The organism is Alicyclobacillus sp. SO9 (genome assembly GCF_016406125.1).
GTDB lineage: Bacteria > Bacillota > Bacilli > Alicyclobacillales > Alicyclobacillaceae > SO9.
Window position 1 is genome coordinate 1,446,895 of record NZ_CP066339.1, and the last position, 22,164, is coordinate 1,469,058.

The 22,164-nt window shown below is 50.7% G+C and carries 13 protein-coding genes, 22 tRNA genes and 2 rRNA genes; 31 read left to right on the forward strand and 6 right to left on the reverse strand.

The genetic code is table 11. The features are described from left to right. Window positions 1-17: 17 nt before the first annotated feature. The 3 genes from GI364_RS06390 to GI364_RS06400 form a co-directional block, all read right to left on the reverse strand. Window positions 18-1,421, reverse strand: coding sequence for a DHA2 family efflux MFS transporter permease subunit (locus GI364_RS06390; RefSeq protein WP_198852835.1), 1,404 nt, complete (start codon window positions 1,419-1,421; stop codon window positions 18-20). A 141-nt stretch (window positions 1,422-1,562) separates the two neighbouring features. Then, complete coding sequence (locus tag GI364_RS06395; RefSeq protein ID WP_198852836.1) at window positions 1,563-2,300, reverse strand: 5'-methylthioadenosine/adenosylhomocysteine nucleosidase; 738 nt, start codon at window positions 2,298-2,300, stop codon at window positions 1,563-1,565. A gap of 219 nt (window positions 2,301-2,519) precedes the next feature. After that, window positions 2,520-4,301 carry a Rieske (2Fe-2S) protein gene (locus GI364_RS06400; RefSeq protein ID WP_198852837.1) on the reverse strand — a complete coding sequence of 594 codons (1,782 nt, stop codon included), beginning with the start codon at window positions 4,299-4,301 and terminating at the stop codon, window positions 2,520-2,522. A 286-nt stretch (window positions 4,302-4,587) separates the two neighbouring features. Between GI364_RS06400 and GI364_RS06405 the strand changes: the two genes are divergently transcribed. Continuing rightward, a complete protein-coding gene (locus GI364_RS06405) occupies window positions 4,588-6,165 on the forward strand; it encodes a peptide chain release factor 3 (protein WP_198852838.1) in 1,578 nt (525 codons plus the stop codon). On the opposite strand, the gene GI364_RS25335 is transcribed toward GI364_RS06405, so the two are convergent. The 3 genes from GI364_RS25335 to GI364_RS06415 form a co-directional block, all read right to left on the reverse strand. Continuing rightward, a complete protein-coding gene (locus GI364_RS25335; RefSeq protein ID WP_370541833.1) occupies window positions 6,166-6,516 on the reverse strand; it encodes an alpha/beta hydrolase fold domain-containing protein in 351 nt (116 codons plus the stop codon). It lies immediately after the preceding gene. Further along, window positions 6,446-7,102 (reverse strand): alpha/beta hydrolase, encoded by a 657-nt coding sequence (locus tag GI364_RS06410; protein WP_370541834.1) that lies wholly within the window; start codon window positions 7,100-7,102, stop codon window positions 6,446-6,448. Before GI364_RS06410 ends, GI364_RS25335 begins: the two co-directional genes overlap by 71 nt. 177 nt (window positions 7,103-7,279) lie before the next feature. Next, window positions 7,280-7,885 (reverse strand): sulfocyanin-like copper-binding protein, encoded by a 606-nt coding sequence (locus GI364_RS06415; protein ID WP_198852839.1) that lies wholly within the window; start codon window positions 7,883-7,885, stop codon window positions 7,280-7,282. A 320-nt stretch (window positions 7,886-8,205) separates the two neighbouring features. Here GI364_RS06415 and GI364_RS06420 point away from each other — a divergent pair, with 320 nt between their 5' ends. The 30 genes from GI364_RS06420 (at window position 8,206) to GI364_RS06565 (ending at window position 22,009) form a co-directional block, all read left to right on the forward strand. Further along, window positions 8,206-9,309 (forward strand): GerAB/ArcD/ProY family transporter, encoded by a 1,104-nt coding sequence (locus tag GI364_RS06420; RefSeq protein WP_198852840.1) that lies wholly within the window; start codon window positions 8,206-8,208, stop codon window positions 9,307-9,309. A 149-nt stretch (window positions 9,310-9,458) separates the two neighbouring features. Next, complete coding sequence (locus GI364_RS06425) at window positions 9,459-10,103, forward strand: hypothetical protein (protein ID WP_198852841.1); 645 nt, start codon at window positions 9,459-9,461, stop codon at window positions 10,101-10,103. Further along, on the forward strand, window positions 10,078-10,758 hold the full coding sequence (locus tag GI364_RS06430; protein ID WP_198852842.1) for a class D sortase: 681 nt from the start codon (window positions 10,078-10,080) through the stop codon (window positions 10,756-10,758). Before GI364_RS06425 ends, GI364_RS06430 begins: the two co-directional genes overlap by 26 nt. A gap of 143 nt (window positions 10,759-10,901) precedes the next feature. Beyond that, window positions 10,902-11,447, forward strand: coding sequence for an RNA polymerase sigma factor (locus GI364_RS06435; RefSeq protein WP_198852843.1), 546 nt, complete (start codon window positions 10,902-10,904; stop codon window positions 11,445-11,447). Beyond that, on the forward strand, window positions 11,444-12,592 hold the full coding sequence (locus GI364_RS06440) for an anti-sigma factor (protein ID WP_198852844.1): 1,149 nt from the start codon (window positions 11,444-11,446) through the stop codon (window positions 12,590-12,592). The genes GI364_RS06435 and GI364_RS06440 overlap by 4 nt, the downstream gene beginning before the upstream one ends. 406 nt (window positions 12,593-12,998) lie before the next feature. Next, window positions 12,999-13,910: an HPr(Ser) kinase/phosphatase gene (gene hprK, locus GI364_RS06445; protein ID WP_198852845.1), complete on the forward strand. Its 912-nt coding sequence runs from the start codon at window positions 12,999-13,001 to the stop codon at window positions 13,908-13,910. Between the two features lie 192 nt (window positions 13,911-14,102). Beyond that, window positions 14,103-14,179, forward strand: a tRNA-Arg gene (locus GI364_RS06450). A gap of 44 nt (window positions 14,180-14,223) precedes the next feature. Further along, window positions 14,224-14,299 (forward strand) — tRNA-Lys (locus tag GI364_RS06455). 214 nt (window positions 14,300-14,513) lie between these two features. Beyond that, window positions 14,514-14,588: transfer RNA gene (locus GI364_RS06460), tRNA-Ala, on the forward strand. Between the two features lie 5 nt (window positions 14,589-14,593). Further along, window positions 14,594-14,668 (forward strand) — tRNA-Asn (locus GI364_RS06465). Between the two features lies 1 nt (window position 14,669). Further along, window positions 14,670-14,745 (forward strand) — tRNA-Thr (locus GI364_RS06470). 5 nt (window positions 14,746-14,750) lie between these two features. Beyond that, window positions 14,751-14,825 (forward strand) — tRNA-Glu (locus GI364_RS06475). A 29-nt stretch (window positions 14,826-14,854) separates the two neighbouring features. Then, window positions 14,855-14,930 (forward strand) — tRNA-Val (locus tag GI364_RS06480). 156 nt (window positions 14,931-15,086) lie between these two features. Beyond that, window positions 15,087-15,162: transfer RNA gene (locus GI364_RS06485), tRNA-Met, on the forward strand. A gap of 3 nt (window positions 15,163-15,165) precedes the next feature. Next, window positions 15,166-15,241 (forward strand) — tRNA-Phe (locus GI364_RS06490). A 49-nt stretch (window positions 15,242-15,290) separates the two neighbouring features. Continuing rightward, window positions 15,291-15,365, forward strand: a tRNA-Gly gene (locus GI364_RS06495). A gap of 149 nt (window positions 15,366-15,514) precedes the next feature. Further along, window positions 15,515-15,591: transfer RNA gene (locus tag GI364_RS06500), tRNA-Pro, on the forward strand. Between the two features lie 7 nt (window positions 15,592-15,598). Further along, a tRNA-Val gene (locus GI364_RS06505) sits at window positions 15,599-15,673 on the forward strand. A 3-nt stretch (window positions 15,674-15,676) separates the two neighbouring features. Further along, window positions 15,677-15,753, forward strand: a tRNA-Met gene (locus GI364_RS06510). 10 nt (window positions 15,754-15,763) lie between these two features. After that, window positions 15,764-15,838 (forward strand) — tRNA-Thr (locus GI364_RS06515). Between the two features lie 5 nt (window positions 15,839-15,843). Next, window positions 15,844-15,927 (forward strand) — tRNA-Tyr (locus GI364_RS06520). 83 nt (window positions 15,928-16,010) lie between these two features. Beyond that, window positions 16,011-16,086: transfer RNA gene (locus GI364_RS06525), tRNA-His, on the forward strand. Between the two features lie 3 nt (window positions 16,087-16,089). Next, a tRNA-Gln gene (locus GI364_RS06530) sits at window positions 16,090-16,164 on the forward strand. Between the two features lie 28 nt (window positions 16,165-16,192). Beyond that, window positions 16,193-16,266 (forward strand) — tRNA-Gln (locus tag GI364_RS06535). 4 nt (window positions 16,267-16,270) lie between these two features. Next, window positions 16,271-16,345, forward strand: a tRNA-Glu gene (locus GI364_RS06540). 6 nt (window positions 16,346-16,351) lie between these two features. After that, window positions 16,352-16,428 (forward strand) — tRNA-Lys (locus GI364_RS06545). A 123-nt stretch (window positions 16,429-16,551) separates the two neighbouring features. Beyond that, a tRNA-Asp gene (locus GI364_RS06550) sits at window positions 16,552-16,628 on the forward strand. Between the two features lie 4 nt (window positions 16,629-16,632). Further along, a tRNA-Ile gene (locus GI364_RS06555) sits at window positions 16,633-16,709 on the forward strand. Window positions 16,710-17,182: 473 nt separating this feature from the next. Further along, window positions 17,183-18,729, forward strand: a 16S ribosomal RNA gene (locus GI364_RS06560). Between the two features lie 319 nt (window positions 18,730-19,048). After that, window positions 19,049-22,009: ribosomal RNA gene (locus GI364_RS06565) — 23S ribosomal RNA — on the forward strand. The 16S and 23S rRNA genes sit together here with 22 tRNA genes alongside, the layout of an rRNA operon. Window positions 22,010-22,164 lie beyond the last annotated feature (155 nt).

The window sequence follows — 22,164 nt, forward strand, 5'->3', positions numbered from 1 at the left end:
GTTTCTCGGCTCCGTGTCTAGGCTTGGACTTCTTCATGAGGATGTGTACGCTTGATGAAAAATGAAGTGACGGCGCCAATAAGAGACAGTGCGACCAAAACCATGAATGCCACATTTACGCCGTGGATGGCAGGGTTTGAAGCAGACGTATTCGTTCCGCCCGATGCCGCTGTTGTTGTCATAATGGTCACCAGAATGGCAGTTCCGATGGAGGCTGCGACTTGGCGCATGGTGTTACTCATTGCTGTGCCGTGCGCAATCAGGCGATGGGGCAACTGGTTTAGTCCTGCTGTCGTAGCTGGCATCATGACCATAGACAAGCCTAACAGTCGAATGGCGTAGACAATTGTAATATAGGCAAACGAGGTTGCAGGACTCAGCATCGTATACAGAAAGGTTGACACTGTCAGAAGAGACAGTCCAGTTACAGCCAGCCAACGTGCACCAATCCTATCAAAAATACGCCCAGTGATAGGCGACATCACACCTGTGATTAAGGCTCCAGGTAGAATTGCCAATCCGGATTGCATTGCAGAAAATCCGCGCATGTTCTGCATGAACAAGGGAATCAGCGTTTCGCCTCCGATAAGTCCCATAAAACCAATCATTCCGAGCAGTGTAGTTAAGCTAAACATATTGAATTTGAACACGCGAAATTCCAGCATGGGTGTCTCAAGGCGCATCTGCCGAAAGATAAAGAGTCCGAGAACGACGCTGCCCACACCAAGCCAGATGATGGTAGCGTTGTTACCCCACCCAAAGTTGCCCGCTGATGTAAAGCCGTACAGGAGACCTCCGAAGCCAACGGAAGAGAGAATGATGGACAAGACATCTATCTTGGGACGGGTCACTTTTGTTACGTTTTTCATAGTAAAGAAGGCTACAACAATATCTGCAAGGGCCAGTGGGAGAATCATTGCAAATAAGAGACGCCATGAATACTTGGCAATAATCCAACCGGAAAAAGCAGGGCCTATGGCCGGTGCAAATGAAATGACCAAGCCAATTAAGCCCATGGCAGCCCCTCTCTGGTTATATGGGAAGATCATCAGAAAGACGGTCTGCATCAGTGGCAGTAAAATACCTGCTCCTGCTGACTGAATGATCCGTCCGAGAAGCAGTACGCCAAAGTCAGGGGCAAAGTATGCAACGATTGTGCCCGCTGAAAAGATGCCCATGGCAGAAATGAATAATTGCCGCGTGGTATAGCGTTCAATTAAAAATGCGGTAATCGGAATCATGATGCCGTTTACCAGCATGAAGACCGTAGTCAGCCATTGGCCTGTGTTTGCTGTAACGTGCATCTCCTTCATGATGGGAGGAATGGCTGTAATCATCAGGGTTTGGTTGAGAATGGCTATAAACGATCCCGCAAGTAACAAGGCGGCAATGGAAGTTCGGCTATAGGTTTGGGAGTTCATAAACACGCTCCTTGCGCTTCGTGGCACGTAAAAACGGCCCTTGTCGGGGCCATTAACTCAGTGCAAAATAGCAACTTTTCTATTGTAGCTGTTTTGCTTTAAAACGTCTAAGGTCCTTATTTCCAAGTGAATGGAGAGGTGCTACGCGCCTGAAACTTGTTGTGTGTGATAAGAGGAAGAATAGTTCGGAATCAACATGGTGAGAATAACCAATTGAGATTTTAGCGATGCAATCCTAGAGTTCCGGCTAAAGTTCTTCGATGGCGTTGTTCCTGCCTTGTCGGAAATTCCTCGAATCACAGTATAACCTATCTTATTCTTATAGGCTACCTGCCCGATTGCTCCCGCGCCAATGGAGTCGACACAAAGTCCGCCAAAGGTTCTCCGCAGGTGAGCCACCGCTTGGGGCGAGGCAACAAACTCATCCCCTGACAGGACTTTGCCCTTATATACAGGAAATCCTAACTGGTGTGCGCTGCGATAGGCTTTGTGAACCCATGCGGGTGTCGCGATAAAGACAGATGTTTTCATGCCGGGAATAACCCCAGGCGGATAACCTAGAGCAGTAAAGTTGACGTCGTGCTGTTGAGATTTTGTTGCAACCACGAGGTTTCCGATACCAATGCCGGACCTCAGAGAGCCTGCGATGCCTGTCCCAAGAATTGTACTTACGTGAAATGTATCAACCAAGGTTTGAGCTGCAAGTGCGGCATTTACTTTGCCCACACCCGATTGGCACAGCACAATCTGCCTGTTTCCCATTGTCCCCCGATAAAATGAGATGCTGGCGGTGTTTCGTACAGATTGGACGTGCATTGCCTTCCTTAAGAGCCTGATGTCCCCGGCACGTCCTCCCACAATCCCGATAATCTTTGCCATACTGTCACGGTCTCCTCCCATTTCGTTTGTCCAGACACAACAAGTCGTCGGATAAGCGCAATGCATTTCCCCCTCGTCTGGCAAAATGGATTCTCCTTATGTGTACGAGGGGGTGAGGAGTTGTGAAACGGACAGGCGGCTAGGATACGCGAAGAGACAACACCGTACTCTTACTTTTCTTCTTCCAGCGTTCCTTTCAATAATACTGAATCCAGTCGCTCACTCCTCTTCAAACAGTTTCTCGCCGCGGTGCAAACGCCAGGCAATACGAGCAACGTGCGGGAGTTCTCTTGAAGTGGGCGCATGTGCCGCCAGATACCTGACCAATGCAATGAGTAAGGTGTCTTTGGCATCTTGTGCAATGTCTTCATTGTAAGGCCGGTGTGAATGTTTTATCGTATCCGACCACAAATCGTATTCAGAAAGTGCCGCTTCGTACATTTGAAACGAGTGAAATTCCGCGTCTTCCCTCAACAGCAGATGGCCGAAGGTATTCATCAAATCCGGCACATCGCCGTCGTGATGCAAATAGGCGGAAACCCAGTTTGCTGCGTCCTCAACCCGCTGATTCTTGTCGGTCAGTTCGAAGAGGCTCGTAAGCGTCGTTGTATCGTGTATGTTTTTGCGCCAGTCTGGATTTTTCGCAGCTGGAATATTCAAGAAGCGGTCAAGGTAAATGCGCATAGCAGTGTGGTAGATGCCGCGGATAACGAATGGAGTAGGGGTTTCCAGCAAGCGCTTATGAACTGCGTGCGCGTGCGTAAAGGTATGAAGTACTGCAATCCAGTCGCCAAAGTCATTTTGCGTGTGAAAACGCTGAATCCGTTTTGCTGCGGCCAGAGCGGTCAACTGCGCCAAAATTTCTGGAGGAACACCTCGTTCCAACGAGTCTGTCAGGGCGTGGACCGTGGCAATGGGATTGTCTGAAAGAATTTGCTCTACAAATGCGGCAGCATGAAAAGCGTTGCTTTTAGAAGGAGATGTTTCTCGTTGCCGTTTACCGGCTTCAATGACTTCCGGCAACCTTTCAAATGCGTCCTGCAGAGGACTTACCAAGTCCACGGGGGATTGCCAGTTCTGCAGCTCCTCGCTGCGGGTCGGGTTGCTGAAAAGCGGGATGAGAGATGTAAGAACTTGAGACTTCAGAGTTTCATTAACAAATTGGAGCGCTTCGATGGCCTTGTTGTGAAAGTCGAAGGTGTGACCTCCGTCTAAATAGAAGTGATCGGTGGCGGCCGTCAACATCATATTTGACCAATCTGTCGGGTGACTGCTCTTGGCGACAGCGGCCCGCAAGATACGCTCGGCTCCGTCCGTGTCCCGAACGTCAACACTCTGGCGGTACCATGCCGTGAGACGGCTTACGGGGAAGTCTGAGTCCGGCAGTGACTGCAACATATAGCGGGGCGGAGTTCCGTCTGTGTCCCGAGCTACGTGTACTAATCCCTGAAACAAAGCCAGAATGCGGCCGTAGTAATCCAGTTTCGGCAACACGTTTACCATAGCTGTAAGAATGGTGAGACCCGATTGCCAACCGGCAGCACGTTGCGTCGTGCCAAAATCTATTCCGACCTCTGCAATTTCAGTTTCAGGTACACCAGACTCAACTAAAGCTATGACACTTTTTGCGATGATTAACGAAATATTCTGTTCCATACCTTCGCGGAGTCGTCGCAACAGGCTTGCCTTATCCCGCCGGTTCTTGGGTAGAGGGTTCACATAGATTTGATTGTTTTCAATCCGAATCTCGTGGCTGGGGACGTCGTCTGCCCAAGGGTCCAACGTGCCTCCGCTGCATACATCGAAACGGGCGTGGTGCCAGTGACAGGTCAAGATACCGTCGCATAACGTACCTTTGTTCAGCGGAAACCCCATGTGAGGGCACGCGTTCTCCACAGCGTACACACCATTCTCATGTGAAAAGACCACAATTCCCCTGATGAGCTTACTTCCAACTTCGTGAAGTTCATCAACGCTGCCTGCTTGAAGCCATTCTGACACATTTATCTCCTCCTAAATGGTATTCGGAAGGGTTGACTGGATGTTTTTCCTGCTGATTCCATCATAGCTCTTTTAAGCAGGGAGCCGAATAATACTTTGGTCGTAAGTCCGCGGCTGACGCGCCGGTCGTCACTGGGACGTATGCCACAGAAACAGCAGGCTGAAACAGAGTGTCTGTTTCTTGGCAGACCGTGGTACACTCATAGGAGTGCATTTGCCGAAAGTAGCTGAAAGTAATTGACGAAAAGCAATTAGTCTTGAGTAACGGGAGTGGCACAGAGACATTATGAAACAGAAGAATGAGCATGACGAACGCCGGACTTTTGCGATTATTTCTCACCCTGATGCAGGGAAAACAACACTGACCGAAAAACTGCTGCTGTTTGGCGGAGCCATTCGCGAAGCCGGAACTGTTAAAGGAAAGAAAGCGCGACGACATGCGACATCCGACTGGATGGAGATTGAGAAACAAAGGGGTATTTCAGTCACCTCGACGGTACTGCAGTTTAAATATCAGGGACTGAGAGTGAACATCCTCGATACACCCGGACACGAAGATTTTAGCGAAGATACGTATCGAACGTTAACAGCCGCTGACAGTGCGGTGATGTTGATTGACGCGGCCAAGGGTGTAGAACCGCAAACCATTAAACTGTTTGAGGTTTGTCGCATGAGAGGCATACCCATATTTACGTTTATCAACAAGCTGGATAGGCAGGGAAAAGAACCCCTCGAACTGCTCGAGGAAATTGAAGCCGTTTTGGGAATTCGCTCATGCCCCATGAACTGGCCGATTGGTATGGGTGCAAATTTTCAAGGCATTTATAACCGCGATGACTGTCGCTTTGAGCGCTTTACAGAGCGCGGTGTGGACACAACCGACATCGAGGCTTCCGATATTGACAGTCCTGTTCTGCGGGACGTATTAGGAGAGCAACTGCATGAGCAACTGAAGGAAGAGGTTATGCTGCTCGATATTGCGGGCGATCCGTTCGACGCAGAGTTGGTAGCACAAGGGCAACTTACACCTGTGTTCTTTGGCAGCGCCATCGCAAACTTCGGTGTTGCCACATTTCTTAACCAATTCATCAGGTTGGCTCCTGCGCCCGGACCAAGAAAGACCGACAAAGGCCCGGTGGAGCCAGAATCCCCTTCATTCTCTGGCTTTGTTTTTAAAATTCAAGCCAATATGAATCCAGCCCACAGGGACAGAGTGGCATTTATCCGCATTTGCTCCGGTCAGTTTGAGCGGGGGATGAGTGTGAATCACGTACGGACGGGCAAAAAAATTGCTTTGTCTCAACCGCAGCAATTTTTCGGGCAGGGACGTGAAATTATCGATGAGGCGTTTCCTGGAGATATCATCGGCATTTTCGATCCCGGTGCCTTCCGCATTGGCGACACCCTCGCAGAGTCTGGTTCTTTTCAGTTCGAGAAACTGCCTCAGTTTTCTCCGGAACACTTTGCACGGGTCATGGTAAAAAACACACTCAAATACAAGCAATTTCATAAAGGGCTTGAGCAAATTGCGGAGGAAGGCGCCATTCAGGTATTTCGTCAATCGAATCGAACAGAAGACTTGCTTTTGGGAGCGGTTGGGCAACTGCAGTTCCAGGTGTTTGAGTACCGGATGAAGGCAGAGTACGGTGCTGAAGTCCAACTCACCAATTTACCGTACTCGTATGCGCGCTGGATTGAGACTTCAGAGCCCATAGACCGGCTGAACTACGACAGGTATTCTAACATGCTTGTAAAAGACAACGACGACCGTTCTGTCATGTTGTTTGAAAATGAGTTTTCAATCCGCAGAACGGCCGACAACAACCCTGGTGTTACTCTGCATACGACTTCTTTCGGAATGTAATTATTGTGACTGCAGCGCTGACTGGAGTTGTTGTGCACACTCTGACAGTGCTGCTTTTGCACCAGGTGAAAAGGCGTGAAAATTTGCAAAGCCGTGAATTAAGCCTTCGTAGTTTTTCGATTCTACCAGCACGCCATGTCGTTTCAATTCTCTGGCATATTGCTGGCCAACGTCGCGTAACGGATCGAATTCTGCAGTAGCAATAAAAGCAGGAGGCAGTCCAGACAAATCAGGGTAGAGGACTGGCGAAAAATAAGGGTGTTTGTTGTCCTCTTGAGACCTAAGGTAGTGTTGTCGGAACCACAACATCACCTCTGCCGTCAAAAAATATCCCTCTGCATTTTCCTGCATAGAAGGCGGCTCTTCCAGATAGCCTGTCGACGGATAAAGCAGAAGCTGGAATCGAATTTTTGGGCCGCCCCGTTCCTTTGCGATGATTGATGCTTGTAACGGCTGCCAAGTTACCGCCTGCACTGTCTCCGCCGACCGCAATACGGTCACGATGAATCCCTAATTCCTCCGCAAGAGAGGAGATGTTCGCGAAAGCGTCATAAGCATCCTGAACAGCGGCGGGGAATTTGTGTTCCGGAGCCAATCGATAATCCACCGATAAGACTACGCATCCGGATTTGGCGGCCAGAAATCGGCAGACAGAATCATGACTGTCCAGATTTCCAACGACCCAACCACCGCCGTGATAGAAAACCAGTGCGGAATAGGGCGGCACTCCAGCCGACTCCGGAACATACACGCGAACAGTTAAATCCCGCCCTTCTAACGAGAGTGTCCTGTCGTAGACTTCTTTCACCGGAATCGTAGGTTCGGGCAACAACGCTTGCTGCTCGCGAAACGACTCCGGCGAGATCTCACTCATTGGTACTTTAGGCATAGAGTTGATTTGATTCAAAATCATTGCCATTGCTGGTTCGAGGGGCATCAGTTGGTCTCCTTTCACTTTGAATTCGGTTACATCATGTCGGTGCCCAGCTTGTCTTGCCTTGGCACCCCGCTTTGGCCACTGTGCGCCATGACTCCTCATTAGGTATGATACAACAGAATGGACCTGAGTTTTTCCCCTGATCGCTTGGCGGACGGTCGCGCAGCATAGGAACCGTCAACCGTTCTTGACTGTCAATGAGGGTGATTTCACAGAGGATACGTTAAAGTGATCCCACATCCCGGAAGTCCCGTAACCGGTCACGCCTGACATGATGGCGTACTTGCCTGGTTTGTTTGCAATGAAACTAAAAGAGGCGCTTGCACCGCTTGGAATACCTTTGCTTGCATTTTTGATTGCCGCGCCAGAAAACGCAGGCTTCGGCGGAGTCTTTTTCTTCACTGCTGCAATTGGCGCAATCATCGCACTGTTGTGCAGTTGCCCCTTGTTTACAAATTGAACGTGTACATGCCAGTTTACCGGCACAGTAATCGTCATAAAACCGTTAGCGTAGCCATTGAAGTTTAATCTTCCGTTCATGGCACCGTTCATTTTCAAAGTAACAGTGTGGGTGGATGAATCTACCGTCATCCACTTCGAAGCGGGTGAGCCGGTGCTGTGGGACGAGGGTGAACTCTGTGATGTTTTTGTACCAGTTTTGGACGTCGAATTGTGAGACGCACACCCCGTCAGTGCCAGGGAAAGCAAGGTGACGGTGATACTGATATGAGACCACTGCGGGATCTTCAACGTGCTGTGACCGCTGTTAGATTTATTGAACAAATTCCATTCCCCCAATTAAAAGAACCGGTTTGGCTCTGATGTGGCAATCTGAATTTCGCACTCACTGAAATCCAGTTTCAACTCCTGGTTCAGTCAAACTCGCATTCAATCATACCAGTTTGATGAAATTATCTCACAGTTTATAAAAAGTTGGCTGAAAAATTAACGACTGTCGTGATGGCTGTCGTGATGGCTGTACATCGTATAAATTTTCCGGTTCGGCTTCACATTACGTATACATGCTTGTACTGGCTATCATTTGAAGCGAGGGGGGAGCCTCTCTATGTCTAAAGACCTTTTTGAGGAATGGGATGGATGCCATGGGAGATAAATTATCCCGTCTGCAAGTTGCCAATTTAACATTTTGGATTGTCATGGGTACCGGCGTGTTGGCTTTACCTGCAACGACGGGATATTTTACGGCTCGAAATGGCTGGATTTCCGCGCTTGTCGCGTCTAGCGGAGGATTTGTATCCATCGGAATTGTATTTATTTACAGCAGAGTTTTTCCGGGCGTCGACTTGCTTCAAAGCTTTGAGAGTGCTTTTGGACGTTGGTTTGGAGCTTTTGCCGGGCTTTGGTACGTTCTGTGGCTGTTTATCACTATTTCCGGCATTTGGCGCGAATTGTCCGTTTTTATTGAAGTTACGGCTTACCAGAAGACTCCTCTGATTGTACTGAGCGCCGTTTTAGTCATTCCTATTGTATACATTATTTACCAAGGGATTCAGACAGTCGGGATGTTCAGTGAATTTCTCACCCCTTTAGCGACTGGTTTTACTTTCTTGTTTGTCGTTTTGACCGTGAGTAATATTGATTGGAGTCAATTTCGTCCAATTTTGGCAGACGGATGGACCCCCGTCCTCCGCGGCAGCCTTGTCAGTACCACCTTTGCTATGGAACCTCTCATCCTTTTGCAGGCCGCCAGCAAAGTAGACAAGCCAAATCAGATGGCATCATCAATGTTCGTGGCATACAGCGGGATTCTGGCTCTCTCACTGCTCATCGAAGTCGTGGCTATAGGGACTTTGGGAGGAGCTATCCAAAATTTAAATTATCCCATTTTGGAAGTCATTCGAAACGTTTCATTCTTGAAGCACTTTGTTGAACGGATTGACACATTTTACGTAATGGCGGTTGTCGCAGTTTTGTTTCTAAAGTTGTCAATGTTCCAGTATGTATTCGCAACATCCATCTCCCAGATATTCCGGTTAACGCATTATCGGACAATTGCCTGGATAAGCACCATTATGACTTGGAGCGGCAGTGTAGTTCTGTTTAGGGATTCAAGGGAGTTAGCAGAACTGATTCTTTTTGTCTTGCCAGCGTACTTTACGCTCACACTGGCAGGATTGCCCCTGTTGTCCATGACAGCAAAACACATCAGAAAAATAATAAGTTCACCGAAATCCACTTCTCACTAAATGATTTCAATAAGTTCATTTGTACAGGAGCACACTTGCACAGAAGCTGCACTTGTACAGGAGCTGCAAATTGCAAATTTTACGAAACCGCTTTGACTCTTCTGTCGTATAAGTAGACGAGACCTAATTAAGGGGAGGAGAACGGATTCATGAAAAATGTGTTGAGGGCTGTTGTTGCTGGAGGTACAGTCTTGGCTGCGGGTGGCAGTATCACAGCCTTGGCCGCCTCCGTGCCGGATTTTTCGATGCATGGATTTCCGACCGTGGCAGCGAGTGCGTCAATTCCTGCAAATTCGAGTTCATCCACGACCCTGAAAGTCAACGGTGCTACTTTCACCATTCCAGCGATGTTTTCAACCGATCCCGTAAAGTTTGAGGTTCTTGAAGGCAAACTTTCCAATTTTACAAGTAATGCGCCTTCTGGCCAAATGCCGGTTTACGATTTTGCCTTTAAGGTTATGGATACAAAGACAAACATGCTTGTGGGCAAGTTTTCGAAGCCCGTGAAGTTTAGTTATACAAATTCGCAGCTGAGTTCTAAGAGTATGTACTACAATGTTTCAACGACTGGCACATATTCCAGCAACCCGAAGACAATGACCATTACCGGACATACCATGACACACATGATTGCCGGTGACCCAGTGGGGTGGGTCGTTACTTCACCAAGCAGTATGGTATCGAAGAGCACGTCGCCTGTCACTGGACTTCCCATCAGTACCTGGTTGTACAGCGGCTTGGGGTTGATTGCGGCAGGGGGAATTTTAGTTGCCTTCAGAAAGAAAGTTTCGTAATCTTGTGAGAAAAGCTTTGCTTTGGCTTGGCATAGGCATCATCGCAATAGGAGTCGCACAGCTGCTCCGTATCCCTTTGACCTATGCTCGAGTTGCGTATTCACAGCGTGTACTGAATCACCAACAGAAGACACTGATTGTGACAACTCCGTCTCCGAAGGTGAAGTCTAACCTTCACGTTGTTGAATACAAACGTAATGCTCTTTATCCGAGAGCGGCCAAACCTGGAAATCAGCCGCAGACAAGAAGTGACATCGGGAAACTGACAATCCCGAAACTTGGATTGACTGCTCCAATCCGCCAAGGCACAGCTCTATCCATTCTGGCCTCAACTGCAGGACACTTGTCTACCAGCGTCCTGCCCGGGGAAGTTGGGACGAGCATCATAGCGGCTCATGATGTAACCTATTTTCATCACATCGATGCGCTTAAACCTGGCGATGTAATTGAAGTTCAAACCTCCCAAGGGACATTTGAATTTAAGGTGCGGTCCCACCAAATTATTCACGTTGGGACCGATGTGGTCAATACGTCGTATCCGTCGTTGGTCTTGGAGACCTGCTACCCCTTAAATGCTCTTCATCTTGTTAATCGGCGCTATATCGTAAAAGCTGTTTTGGTGCACTCCAGTCTGTCAAGACAGTCGTTTTCGTGAATGCAGACCGAGTTAATCCTTTGTTCTTGCAGCAGCAGGCACCCCTCGATACACGCCTTCTCGGTTAATTTGTTGGGAAGGTGTGTATTATCCGGGGGGCGCATGAGGAGTGAGCGGCGATTCAAATACCGGATGATAACCAGTTGTTTCAACAGGTGAAAGAGGGAAATGCTGCGGCGTTCGAGGTGCTCTACAATCGCTATAGTGCACTCGTGTATTCGTTTGCCCTGAAGGCCTGTGAAAGCAAAGAACTGGCGGCTGAAATTACACAGGATGTATTTGTTCGCCTGTGGACAACTACAGCCGTTTATCGTCCTGAACTGAGTCAGTTTCCAACGTGGCTGTTAACAATTGCAAGAGGGATTTATCGAGACAAGTTAAAGAGTGCTTCCAAATCAGCCAAAGTGGTAACCCTTTACGATACAGCAGAGTGGGAGCACGGAGCGACATCTGCATCCCAACGCACAGTTACAAGGAATTGGTTTCGAGAGGATGTCTACAGTGTCCTTTTGAATATGAACCGGCAAGAGAAGCTCATCATCGAGTTGGCATACTTCCAGGGGCTGACCTTGTCTGAAATTGCAAACCAGCTGGAACAGCCTTTAGGTACCGTAAAGACCCGGCTGCATCGAGCGTTAAAACGGTTGCGTAAAAGTATGGTTGAGTGGGAAGGGGGCCTCGAACAGTGAAGTGGAGAACATGCGACACTATCGATCTCGTTGCCTACCTTCACCACCGTCTGTCCCCAGACGACGCAGCCGCCGTAGAGCATCACCTCCATACCTGCACCGAGTGTCGGATTGAGTTTGTCAAATTGCGCCAAATCATGTCCGCCATGACGCACAACTTGCCCATTGTTGAAGCACCACCACAGTTGAAAGACAGGGTGCTTGCGGCTGCGTATGCAACGCGATCGCCCAAACAGCAGGATAGTCACAGAGAAGCCGTTCAGGATACTGCTGGTGGTACGATTACAGATGATACTGCACATGATGAAGCCAGCAGCAAAAGGGATGAGTCCGTAAGCGATGAAGTTGTGACGGCGAGGGATGACACAAGCCCCAACTCAAATCCAAACCTTACTTGTAACTCAGGCACTCACACAGATATTGCGGACACCATGCATCAAGGGGTACAGGTGAACAAAGGCGTTGGTGTACATGGAAGCGCAGAAGACGGAGCTGAAACCCGTACTGAGACCCCCGTTACAGCTCCCATTAAGACTCGCATTGAAACTCGCATTGAAACTCGCATTGAACCTCGCATTGAACCTCCCATTGAACCTCCCATTGAACCCCGCATTGGAACCCGCATTGAAACTCCCATTGACATGAGTATGACCCAGCACATAGTGACTGGTCTGCGTCGCTATTCCCGGCTGACGCGGTGGCTTGCCGCTGGATTGATTGTGTTTGTATCTTCTACTGCCGTCCTGACGAATGCATTGGTAGATGCACGTCAACAACTTCATCAGGTTCGCCGGCAACTGGCCTCATCAGCCAAAATCGTGAGCTTGCACGCAATGCCTTCAGCGAAGAATGCAGCAGGCAAGGTTGTTTTTGTACAGGAAAACAGCCAACTCAGGCTAATTTTATACGCTGCCAACTTGAAGCCTACGAAAGGAACGCAGGTCTACCATATTTGGTTGTGGAACCACGGTAAGCGCAGCAGTGCAGGTGTTATGACAGTTGGCCCTGCAGGCACAGGTGAATTTCAGGGCACTCTAAAGAACCGGCAATTGGACGGCATTGGTATTACACTCGAGCCCAATCCCAATACGTCGATTCCGGTCGGACCGAAAATTTTGGGCATCAAAAACATTAAACTCACTTAGTGGATGTGGGCTTGTATTTTTTGGAATATAGTTAGGGATCTGGATAGGAATCTGAATAGAAATCTGAATAGAAATCTGAATAGCTTAGAGGTGCGAGGCAGCAAGCCTCACACCTTTTGTTTTGGCCTTATCACAAAGATCGAGCGGTTTGAAAGTAACAGAAATCTCCTTTAGCGAAAAACCGCAAATGGAGAGACTTTTAGAATATGTGCTTTGTAAGCCTGCATAAGTAGTGGTGAAGACCAGGAAACAGGAACTTCTTGAGTCCAACTCAACGAGTGATTATGACCGATTATTGTCCGTGATTGGGAGTTTGAAGGAGTTAGCGGTAAGGGTGTAGAAGTCGACGACAAATGAACTCCTGCAAGACGATCGGTTACAATATGGGAGAAGCGGGGGAGTCGGATTGAAGACTATCACAGTCCAGAATCTGGTCGATAAATTCCACTTGGAAGTCATTGCAGGTAAAGAGCGGCTGGACAGCAGGATTGAAAGTGATGACATTCATCGACCCGGCTTGGAGTTTACGGGTTACTTGGACTACTTTCCAAAAGAACGAGTCCAAATTTTGGGGCGTCAGGAGATTACATACCTCCATTCATTGCCTGAAGATGAACGCGATAAACGAATCGGCGAGGTCGTTGCAATGGCTCCGCCTTGTTTCATCATTTCTCGGGGTCAAGCGGGCCTGGACTACTTCACACTGTATTGTGAGCGGTATCAAATCCCCTTGTTGAGAACAGAACTAAAGACGACAAGTTTTATTAGTCGATTGAACAGTTATCTGGAACGCGTACTTGCACCAGAAGAAGTCCTGCATGCGGTTTGTATGAACATTTTGGGTGTCGGCATCATCCTGCGCGGAAGCAGCGGGATTGGCAAGAGTGAGGTCGCGTTGGCATTGATTGAACGCGGGCACCGCCTTGTCTCAGACGACATTGTGCTCGTCAAAAAAATTGGGGCAGAAACCCTCATCGGCACTCACAACGTCAATAACCGTGAGTTGCTGCAACTGCGGGGAATTGGTTTTGTTGATGTGACTAGATTGTACGGGTCCGGCGCCTATCAAGAGGAGACAACCATCAATTTAGATATCTTTCTAACTCACTGGGAGGACTATGCCAAAACTGAACTGCTGGGCATAGAAGAACAGACGACCCATTTACTCGATGTTGCGGTACCGCAGATTGATATACCGGTTAGACCTGGCAGGAATATTGCTGCCTTGATTGAAGTGGCATGTAAGAACTGGCGCCTAAAGGCTCAGGGATATGATGCTCTGGAGACCTTTGAACGTCGCATTACTGAAGAAAATTAGCAGAGTACGTCCCAAAATTACGGATGTGCAGGCTGCTTCCCCAGCAATTTCGGATATTCTGAAATCATTAGAGATGATGAGCGGTTTAAGGTGATTTTGGGTGATTTGTAATGAGTTTTAGAAAAGGGCTTGATTAATAATGTGATTCTGTGTTACATTACTTCTCGCGCTTTTAAATTGTTGTTAAGCGATGTGCCCGTAGCTCAGCCGGATAGAGCACTTGACTTCGAATCAAGGTGTCGGGAGTTCGAATCTCTCCGGGCACGCCATAATCCTAATTACCGTGTGCCGTGGTGCTTAGGAGAATGCTTATGAGCCATTAGCTCAGTTGGCAGAGCACCTGACTTTTAATCAGGGTGTCGCTGGTTCGAATCCAGCATGGCTCACCATTGCAACTGTAAAGCTGCTGTAGTTGCTTCTAAATAACCAAGCGACAGCGTGACTGCTTGAAGGTCACGGACACATTGAAGGTCACGGACATATTGAAGGTCACGGACATATTGAAGGTCACGGACATATTGAAGGTCACGGACACATTGAAGGTCACGGACACACTGTCCGGAAACATGTTGCGTGGTGAAATCAGTATTTTGCTAGGAATACGGGGGTATAGCTCAGTGGGAGAGCACCTGCCTTGCACGCAGGGGGCCGTCGGTTCGAATCCGACTACCTCCACCAAGTGATCCTCGATAGCTCAGCGGTAGAGCATCCGGCTGTTAACCGGAGGGTCGTAGGTTCGAATCCTACTCGGGGAGCCATGCTTCCATAGCTCAGTCGGCAGAGCGCATCCATGGTAAGGATGAGGTCATCGGTTCGAATCCGATTGGAAGCTCCACAGACGGCCCCATGGTCAAGCGGTTAAGACACCGCCCTTTCACGGCGGTAACAGGGGTTCGAGTCCCCTTGGGGTCACCATTGTTCCAAGGCGTCGAAGTAAACGTTTGGGGCGGTTAGCTCAGTTGGGAGAGCACCTGCCTTACAAGCAGGGGGTCAGCGGTTCGAGCCCGTTACCGCCCACCAAATCTGAATACGCGATTTGCGCCGTCAAATATGCTTGGCGCTTGTGAAAGCCTGAAATACAGTGCATGAAGGGCATACATAGTTGCAGATGCACATGAGGATAAAAGGGCACGCGTAAGTTAAGACCGGAATATCATGTTGAAGGCAAGTTATTGACGCGGGATGGAGCAGTTGGCAGCTCGTCGGGCTCATAACCCGAAGGTCGCAGGTTCAAGTCCTGCTCTCGCAACCACATGGCTCGGTAGCTCAGTCGGTAGAGCAGAGGACTGAAAATCCTCGTGTCGGCGGTTCGATTCCGTCCCGAGCCACCACGCACTGAAATGATTGTGTTGGTATCGTGCCAGACAGTGCGCACAATTCGCGGAAGTGGCTCAGGGGTAGAGCATCGCCTTGCCAAGGCGAGGGTCGCGGGTTCGAATCCCGTCTTCCGCTCCAGAAGTACCTATAAGGTCACGGACAGACCGGATTCTCACCCAAGGGTTCCCCCTTCGGGAAGGACACCCTCAGGGACTGGCTCAAACCTACGGTTTCAGCGTCGGAATCCCGTCTTCCGTTTGAGTAAGACTAGCACATTGTAAGCATATCGGGATGTGGCGCAGCCTGGTAGCGCGCTACCTTGGGGAGGTAGAGGTCCCGGGTTCGAATCCCGGCATTCCGACCACATACTTGCGGCTATAGCTCAGAGGGAGAGCACCACCTTGACACGGTGGGGGCCATAGGTTCAAGTCCTATTAGCCGCACCATATGGCGGTGTAGCTCAGTTGGTTAGAGCACACGGTTCATACCCGTGGCGTCGGTGGTTCGAATCCACTCACCGCTACCAGACCTGACGTGCCACCTTGGCTCAGGGGTAGAGCGGCTCACTCGTAATGAGCAGGTCGTCGGTTCGAATCCGACAGGTGGCTCCAAAAGCGGAGGGATACCAAAGTGGCCAAATGGGGCGGACTGTAAATCCGTTGCGGAAGCTTCGAAGGTTCGAATCCTTCTCCCTCCACCACTGCACAAATCATGCTATGCAGCAGACAAGCTCCTCGACGGCTCACAGCCGCGGCGCTGGTCCACATATAGAACTATTCAATGGTGAATGTGGCGAAGTGGTTAACGCACCGGATTGTGGTTCCGGCATGCGTGGGTTCGATTCCCACCATTCACCCCACAATGGGGGGTAGCCAAGTGGTAAGGCAACGGACTTTGACTCCGTCATGCGAAGGTTCGAACCCTTCCCTCCCAGCCATCCCGGTCTTTTTATGAGACCGTAGTAATGCCGAATGGTGTAATGGTAGCACGACTGACTCTGAATCAGTTAGTCTAGGTTCGAGCCCTAGTTCGGCAGCCAAATTGGCCCTATCGTCTAACGGTTAGGACGCCGCCCTCTCACGGCGGTAATCGGGGTTCGAATCCCCGTAGGGTCACCATAACTTGGGTCATTAGCTCAACTTGGCAGAGCATCCGACTCTTAATCGGCAGGTTGAAGGTTCGAGTCCTTCATGACCCACCAAGTCTTCCTTGTGAGGGCGAGGCGCAAGAAGAAATACTTCCAATGGATATAAGTCTACCTGGTGTATTCACCTGAGAACGACGATCGCTGAAATCGGGTCGATGGCTGTATCCGTTATAATGTGGAGCTGTGGTGTAGAGGCCTAACATGCCTGCCTGTCACGCAGGAGACCGCGGGTTCGAATCCCGTCAGCTCCGCCACTAAGGGCCTATAGCTCAGCTGGCTAGAGCGCACGACTGATAATCGTGAGGTCAGAGGTTCAAGTCCTCTTAGGCCCACCATTGTAAACCTGATGATGAGATTCGTTAAGATGGAATTGCCTTCATCTAAATTGTGAGGGTGAGACGTCATATCGTACTTACAAATTGATGAATCTTAACGAATTAGTTCTGTTGAATCACATCACAGTCAGATTTGCAAAGAAAAAGTTTCCATTGGCTTTTTGCTTGAAAGATGGTATATTAGTCGATGCCGCCGCGAGAGCGGGCCGGACAACAAAGCCTTTAAAACCCGCGCCATAACAGCATTTTAAGACATCATGAACGACTTCAGGCGAGATGATTCAGCCGAGATTGACAAGCGGATGAGCGGAGAAAGATGTGCCGCCAAACCCAGTGGATTGACAGCAGAATGGTTCATCGGGATTTGAAGCAAAGGGTTCCTTGAAAACTAAACACACGAAAGAGACGCTTGTGTAAGAAATGAGCTTCGTCTGTTCTTTGAGAGAAGAGCAGTACAGGATATATGTAAGACCAAATTTGAGAGTTTGATCCTGGCTCAGGACGAACGCTGGCGGCGTGCCTAATACATGCAAGTCGAGCGGACTGATGGGAGCTTGCTCCCGGAGGTTAGCGGCGGACGGGTGAGTAACACGTGGGCAATCTGCCTGTCAGACTGGAATAACATCCGGAAACGGGTGCTAATACCGGATAGACAGCGGGAAGGCATCTTCCTGCTTTGAAAGCTGCTACGGCAGTACTGACAGAGGAGCCCGCGGCGCATTAGCTTGTTGGTGGGGTAACGGCCTACCAAGGCAACGATGCGTAGCCGACCTGAGAGGGTGACCGGCCACACTGGGACTGAGACACGGCCCAGACTCCTACGGGAGGCAGCAGTAGGGAATCTTCCGCAATGGGCGAAAGCCTGACGGAGCAACGCCGCGTGAGCGAAGAAGGCCTTCGGGTTGTAAAGCTCAGTCAATCGGGAAGAGCGGACAGGAGAGGGAATGCTCCTGTCGAGACGGTACCGGAAGAGGAAGCCCCGGCTAACTACGTGCCAGCAGCCGCGGTAATACGTAGGGGGCAAGCGTTGTCCGGAATCACTGGGCGTAAAGCGTGCGTAGGCGGCCTTGTAAGTCTGGGGTGAAAACTCAGGGCTCAACCCTGAGAATGCCTTGGAAACTGTGAGGCTTGAGTACTGGAGAGGCAAGGGGAATTCCACGTGTAGCGGTGAAATGCGTAGAGATGTGGAGGAATACCAGTGGCGAAGGCGCCTTGCTGGACAGTGACTGACGCTGAGGCACGAAAGCGTGGGGAGCGAACAGGATTAGATACCCTGGTAGTCCACGCCGTAAACGATGAGTGCTAGGTGTTGGGGGTTACCGCCCTCAGTGCCGAAGGAAACCCAATAAGCACTCCGCCTGGGGAGTACGGTCGCAAGACTGAAACTCAAAGGAATTGACGGGGGCCCGCACAAGCAGTGGAGCATGTGGTTTAATTCGAAGCAACGCGAAGAACCTTACCAGGGCTTGACATCCCCCTGACCGGTGTAGAGATACACCTTCCCTTCGGGGCAGGGGAGACAGGTGGTGCATGGTTGTCGTCAGCTCGTGTCGTGAGATGTTGGGTTAAGTCCCGCAACGAGCGCAACCCTTAATCTGTGTTACCAGCATGTAAAGATGGGGACTCACAGGTGACAGCCGACGCAAGTCGGAGGAAGGTGGGGATGACGTCAAATCATCATGCCCTTTATGTCCTGGGCAACACACGTGCTACAATGGGCGGAACAAAGGGAAGCGAGACCGCGAGGTGGAGCAAAACCCAGAAAACCGTTCGTAGTTCGGATTGCAGGCTGCAACCCGCCTGCATGAAGCCGGAATTGCTAGTAATCGCGGATCAGCATGCCGCGGTGAATCCGTTCCCGGGCCTTGTACACACCGCCCGTCACACCACGAGAGTTGGCAACACCCGAAGTCGGTGGGGTAACCCTTAGGGGGACTAGCCGCCGAAGGTGGGGCTGATGATTGGGGTGAAGTCGTAACAAGGTAGCCGTATCGGAAGGTGCGGCTGGATCACCTCCTTTCTATGGAGTACTAGACAGACCGCGAGAGTCTGTCAAACCACAAGCGTCTCTGAACTAACTGCAAGTCCTTTTTAGGAAACTGGAGTTAGTGTGTGTGTTTAGTTTTGAAGGTGCCCTGCCTGCAGGAATGCAGGGAAGTGTATCTTCAACTTTTGTGTCTACGGACACAGAGGTGTGTACCTTGACAACCAGATAGCGAGAAGTGAATTTTCCTGTTCACAAGTAAGAAATGGGTAACTGCACTTCGTTCACAGGGATGTGAATGAAAGTGATAGTATGAAATACCGAAAATCGGGAAGCAGCAATGCGGACCGAATGTGGTGAAGGTAGAAAGGGCGCACGGGGGATGCCTAGGCGCCAGGAGCCGAAGAAGGACGGGGCGAACACCGAAATGCCACGGGGAGCTGTAAGCGAGCCTTGATCCGTGGATGTCCGAATGGGGGAACCCCCTGGTCGTGATGGGCCAGGACTGCAGGCTGAATCCATAGGTCTGTAGAGGCAACCGGGAGAACTGAAACATCTCAGTACCCGAGGAAGAGAAAACAAGAGTGATTCCGTCAGTAGTGGCGAGCGAAAGCGGAAGAGCCTAAACCGGATACGCGGGAAACCTTGCAGGGGATGCGTAGACGGGGTAGCGGGGCAAGCGAAGAACGGGCTGCAACCGGTTCACAGAGTGAGAAAACGATGTTCGTAGAGGAAAGGTCTGGGAAGGCCTGTCGAAGAGGGTGAGAGCCCCGTACTCGAAACGGACGCGACTTTGTCGCATGACCCCAAGTACCGCGGGACACGAGAAACCCCGTGGGAATCTGGGAGGACCACCTCCTAAGGCTAAATACTCCCTGGCGACCGATAGTGATGAGTACCGTGAGGGAAAGGTGAAAAGCACCGCGGGAGCGGAGTGAAAGAGAACCTGAAACCGTGTGCCTACAATCAGTCGAAGCATCCATAGAGGTGTGACGGCGTGCCTTTTGTAGAATGAACCGGCGAGTGAGGGCGGCGAGCAAGGTTAAGGTGAGAAGCCGGAGCCGAAGCGAAAGCGAGTCTGAAAAGGGCGATAAGTTGGCAGTCCTCGACCCGAAACCGGGTGATCTACCCCTGGTCAGGGTGAAGTGCGGGTAACACCGCATGGAGGCCCGAACCCACTGGCGTTGAAAAGCCAGGGGATGAACTGGGGGTAGGGGAGAAATTCCAATCGAACTCGGAGATAGCTGGTTCTCCCCGAAATAGCTTTAGGGCTAGCGTCCGGGGATGAGTTGCGGAGGTAGAGCACTGATTGGGTGCGGGGCCCGTCCAGGGTTACCAAGCTCAGTCAAACTCCGAATGCCGCAATATTAACCCGGGCAGTCAGACTACGAATGCTAAGATCCGTGGTCAAAAGGGAAACAGCCCAGACCAACAGCTAAGGTCCCAAAGTACCAGTTCAGTGGGAAACGATGTGGCGGTGCACAGACAACCAGGATGTTGGCTTAGAAGCAGCCACCATTGAAAGAGTGCGTAATAGCTCACTGGTCGAGTGACGCTGCGCGGAAAATGTAACGGGGCTAAACTGGACACCGAAGCTTTGGATGCACAGAGATGTGCGTGGTAGGGGAGCGTTCCATGAGCGGCGAAGTTGAGCTGAGAGGCTTGGTGGAGGTCATGGAAGTGAGAATGCCGGTATAAGTAGCGAAAAGACAAGTGAGAATCTTGTCCGCCGAAAGCCCAAGGGTTCCTGGGGAAGGATCGTCCGCCCAGGGTTAGTCGGGACCTAAGGCGAGGCCGAAAGGCGTAGTCGAAGGACAACTGGTGGAAATTCCAGTACCACTCCAGACTGTTTGAGCGAAGGGGTGACGCAGGAGGTCCAGGGAAGCGGCCGGATGGAAGAGGCCGTCCAAGCAGCAAGAGGGGAATCGAGGCAAATCCCGGTTCTGGTAACTTCAAGCTGTGATGGGGAGGGAAGAACAGTACCGAAGTCCTGAGGATCACACTGCCGAGAAAAGCCTCTAGTGAGGAAAGGAGTGCCCGTACCGAAAACCGACACAGGTGGGCGCGTGGAGAACACGAAGGCGCGCGGGAAAACTCTCGTTAAGGAACTCGGCAAAATGGCCCCGTAACTTCGGGAGAAGGGGCGCTCATCGAGAGATGAGCCGCAGTGAAAAGGCCCAAGCGACTGTTTATCAAAAACACAGGTCTCTGCCAAGCCGAAAGGCGAAGTATAGGGGCTGACGCCTGCCCGGTGCTGGAAGGTTAAGAGGAGGGCTTAGGGTTTCGACCCGAAGGTCTGAATTGAAGCCCCAGTAAACGGCGGCCGTAACTATAACGGTCCTAAGGTAGCGAAATTCCTTGTCGGGTAAGTTCCGACCCGCACGAAAGGCGCAACGACTTGGGCGCTGTCTCAACGAGAGACCCGGTGAAATTGTAATACCTGTGAAGATGCAGGTTACCCGCGGCTAGACGGAAAGACCCCGTGGAGCTTGACTGCAGCTTGATATGGGAGATGGGTATGTCATGTACAGGATAGGTGGGAGACAGAGAAGCAGGGGCGCAAGCCAATGTGGAGTCGGTGTTGGGATACCACCCTTGAGATGCCAATCTTCTAACCTGGCGCCATGAAACTGGCGTGGGGACAGTGTCAGGCGGGCAGTTTGACTGGGGCGGTCGCCTCCAAAAAGGTAACGGAGGCGCCCAAAGGTTCCCTCAGCGCGGATGGAAATCGCGCAGTGTGTGTAAAGGCAAAAGGGAGCTTGACTGCGAGACGGACAGGTCGAGCAGGGACGAAAGTCGGGCTTAGTGACCCGGCGGCCCCGAGTGGAAGGGCCGTCGCTCAACGGATAAAAGCTACCCCGGGGATAACAGGCTGATCTCCCCCAAGAGTTCACATCGACGGGGAGGTTTGGCACCTCGATGTCGGCTCATCGCATCCTGGGGCTGAAGTCGGTCCCAAGGGTTGGGCTGTTCGCCCATTAAAGCGGTACGCGAGCTGGGTTCAGAACGTCGTGAGACAGTTCGGTCCCTATCTGCCGCGGGCGCAGGATACGTGAGAGGAATCGTCCTTAGTACGAGAGGACCGGGATGAACAGACCGCTGGTGTCCCAGTTGTTCTGCCAAGAGCATAGCTGGGTAGCTAAGTCTGGAAGGGATAAGCGCTGAAAGCATCTAAGCGCGAAGCCCCCCTCAAGATAACGTGTCCCATCCATTTATGGAGTAAGACCCCTTGAAGAAGACGAGGTAGATCGGTCCGGAGTGGAAGCGTAGTGATACGTGGAGCTGACGGATACGAATCGGTCGAGGGCTTCACCAGAGGAACAGGGAAACGACAGACGACTCGCTGTCTGGGAAGACAGGTATACAAACTACTTGAAGCACGAAGGTGACTTCAAGGAAGTACATAGGGTTGATGCGGTGTCTGCGAAGAAGCGTTCACTTTAGTGCCAGCGGATGAGCTGACACCGTATG

Bases quoted from the DNA above. Each gene is read 5' to 3' on its own strand.
- GI364_RS06390 (WP_198852835.1), bottom strand. From the start codon at position 1,421: ATGAACTCCCAAACCTATAGCCGAACTTCCATTGCCGCCTTGTTACTT.
- GI364_RS06395 (WP_198852836.1), bottom strand. From the start codon at position 2,300: ATGGCAAAGATTATCGGGATTGTGGGAGGACGTGCCGGGGACATCAGG.
- GI364_RS06405 (WP_198852838.1), top strand. From the start codon at position 4,588: ATGAAACAGAAGAATGAGCATGACGAACGCCGGACTTTTGCGATTATT.
- GI364_RS25335 (WP_370541833.1), bottom strand. From the start codon at position 6,516: ATGCAGGAAAATGCAGAGGGATATTTTTTGACGGCAGAGGTGATGTTG.
- GI364_RS06410 (WP_370541834.1), bottom strand. From the start codon at position 7,102: ATGCCCCTCGAACCAGCAATGGCAATGATTTTGAATCAAATCAACTCT.
- GI364_RS06420 (WP_198852840.1), top strand. From the start codon at position 8,206: ATGGGAGATAAATTATCCCGTCTGCAAGTTGCCAATTTAACATTTTGG.
- GI364_RS06425 (WP_198852841.1), top strand. From the start codon at position 9,459: ATGAAAAATGTGTTGAGGGCTGTTGTTGCTGGAGGTACAGTCTTGGCT.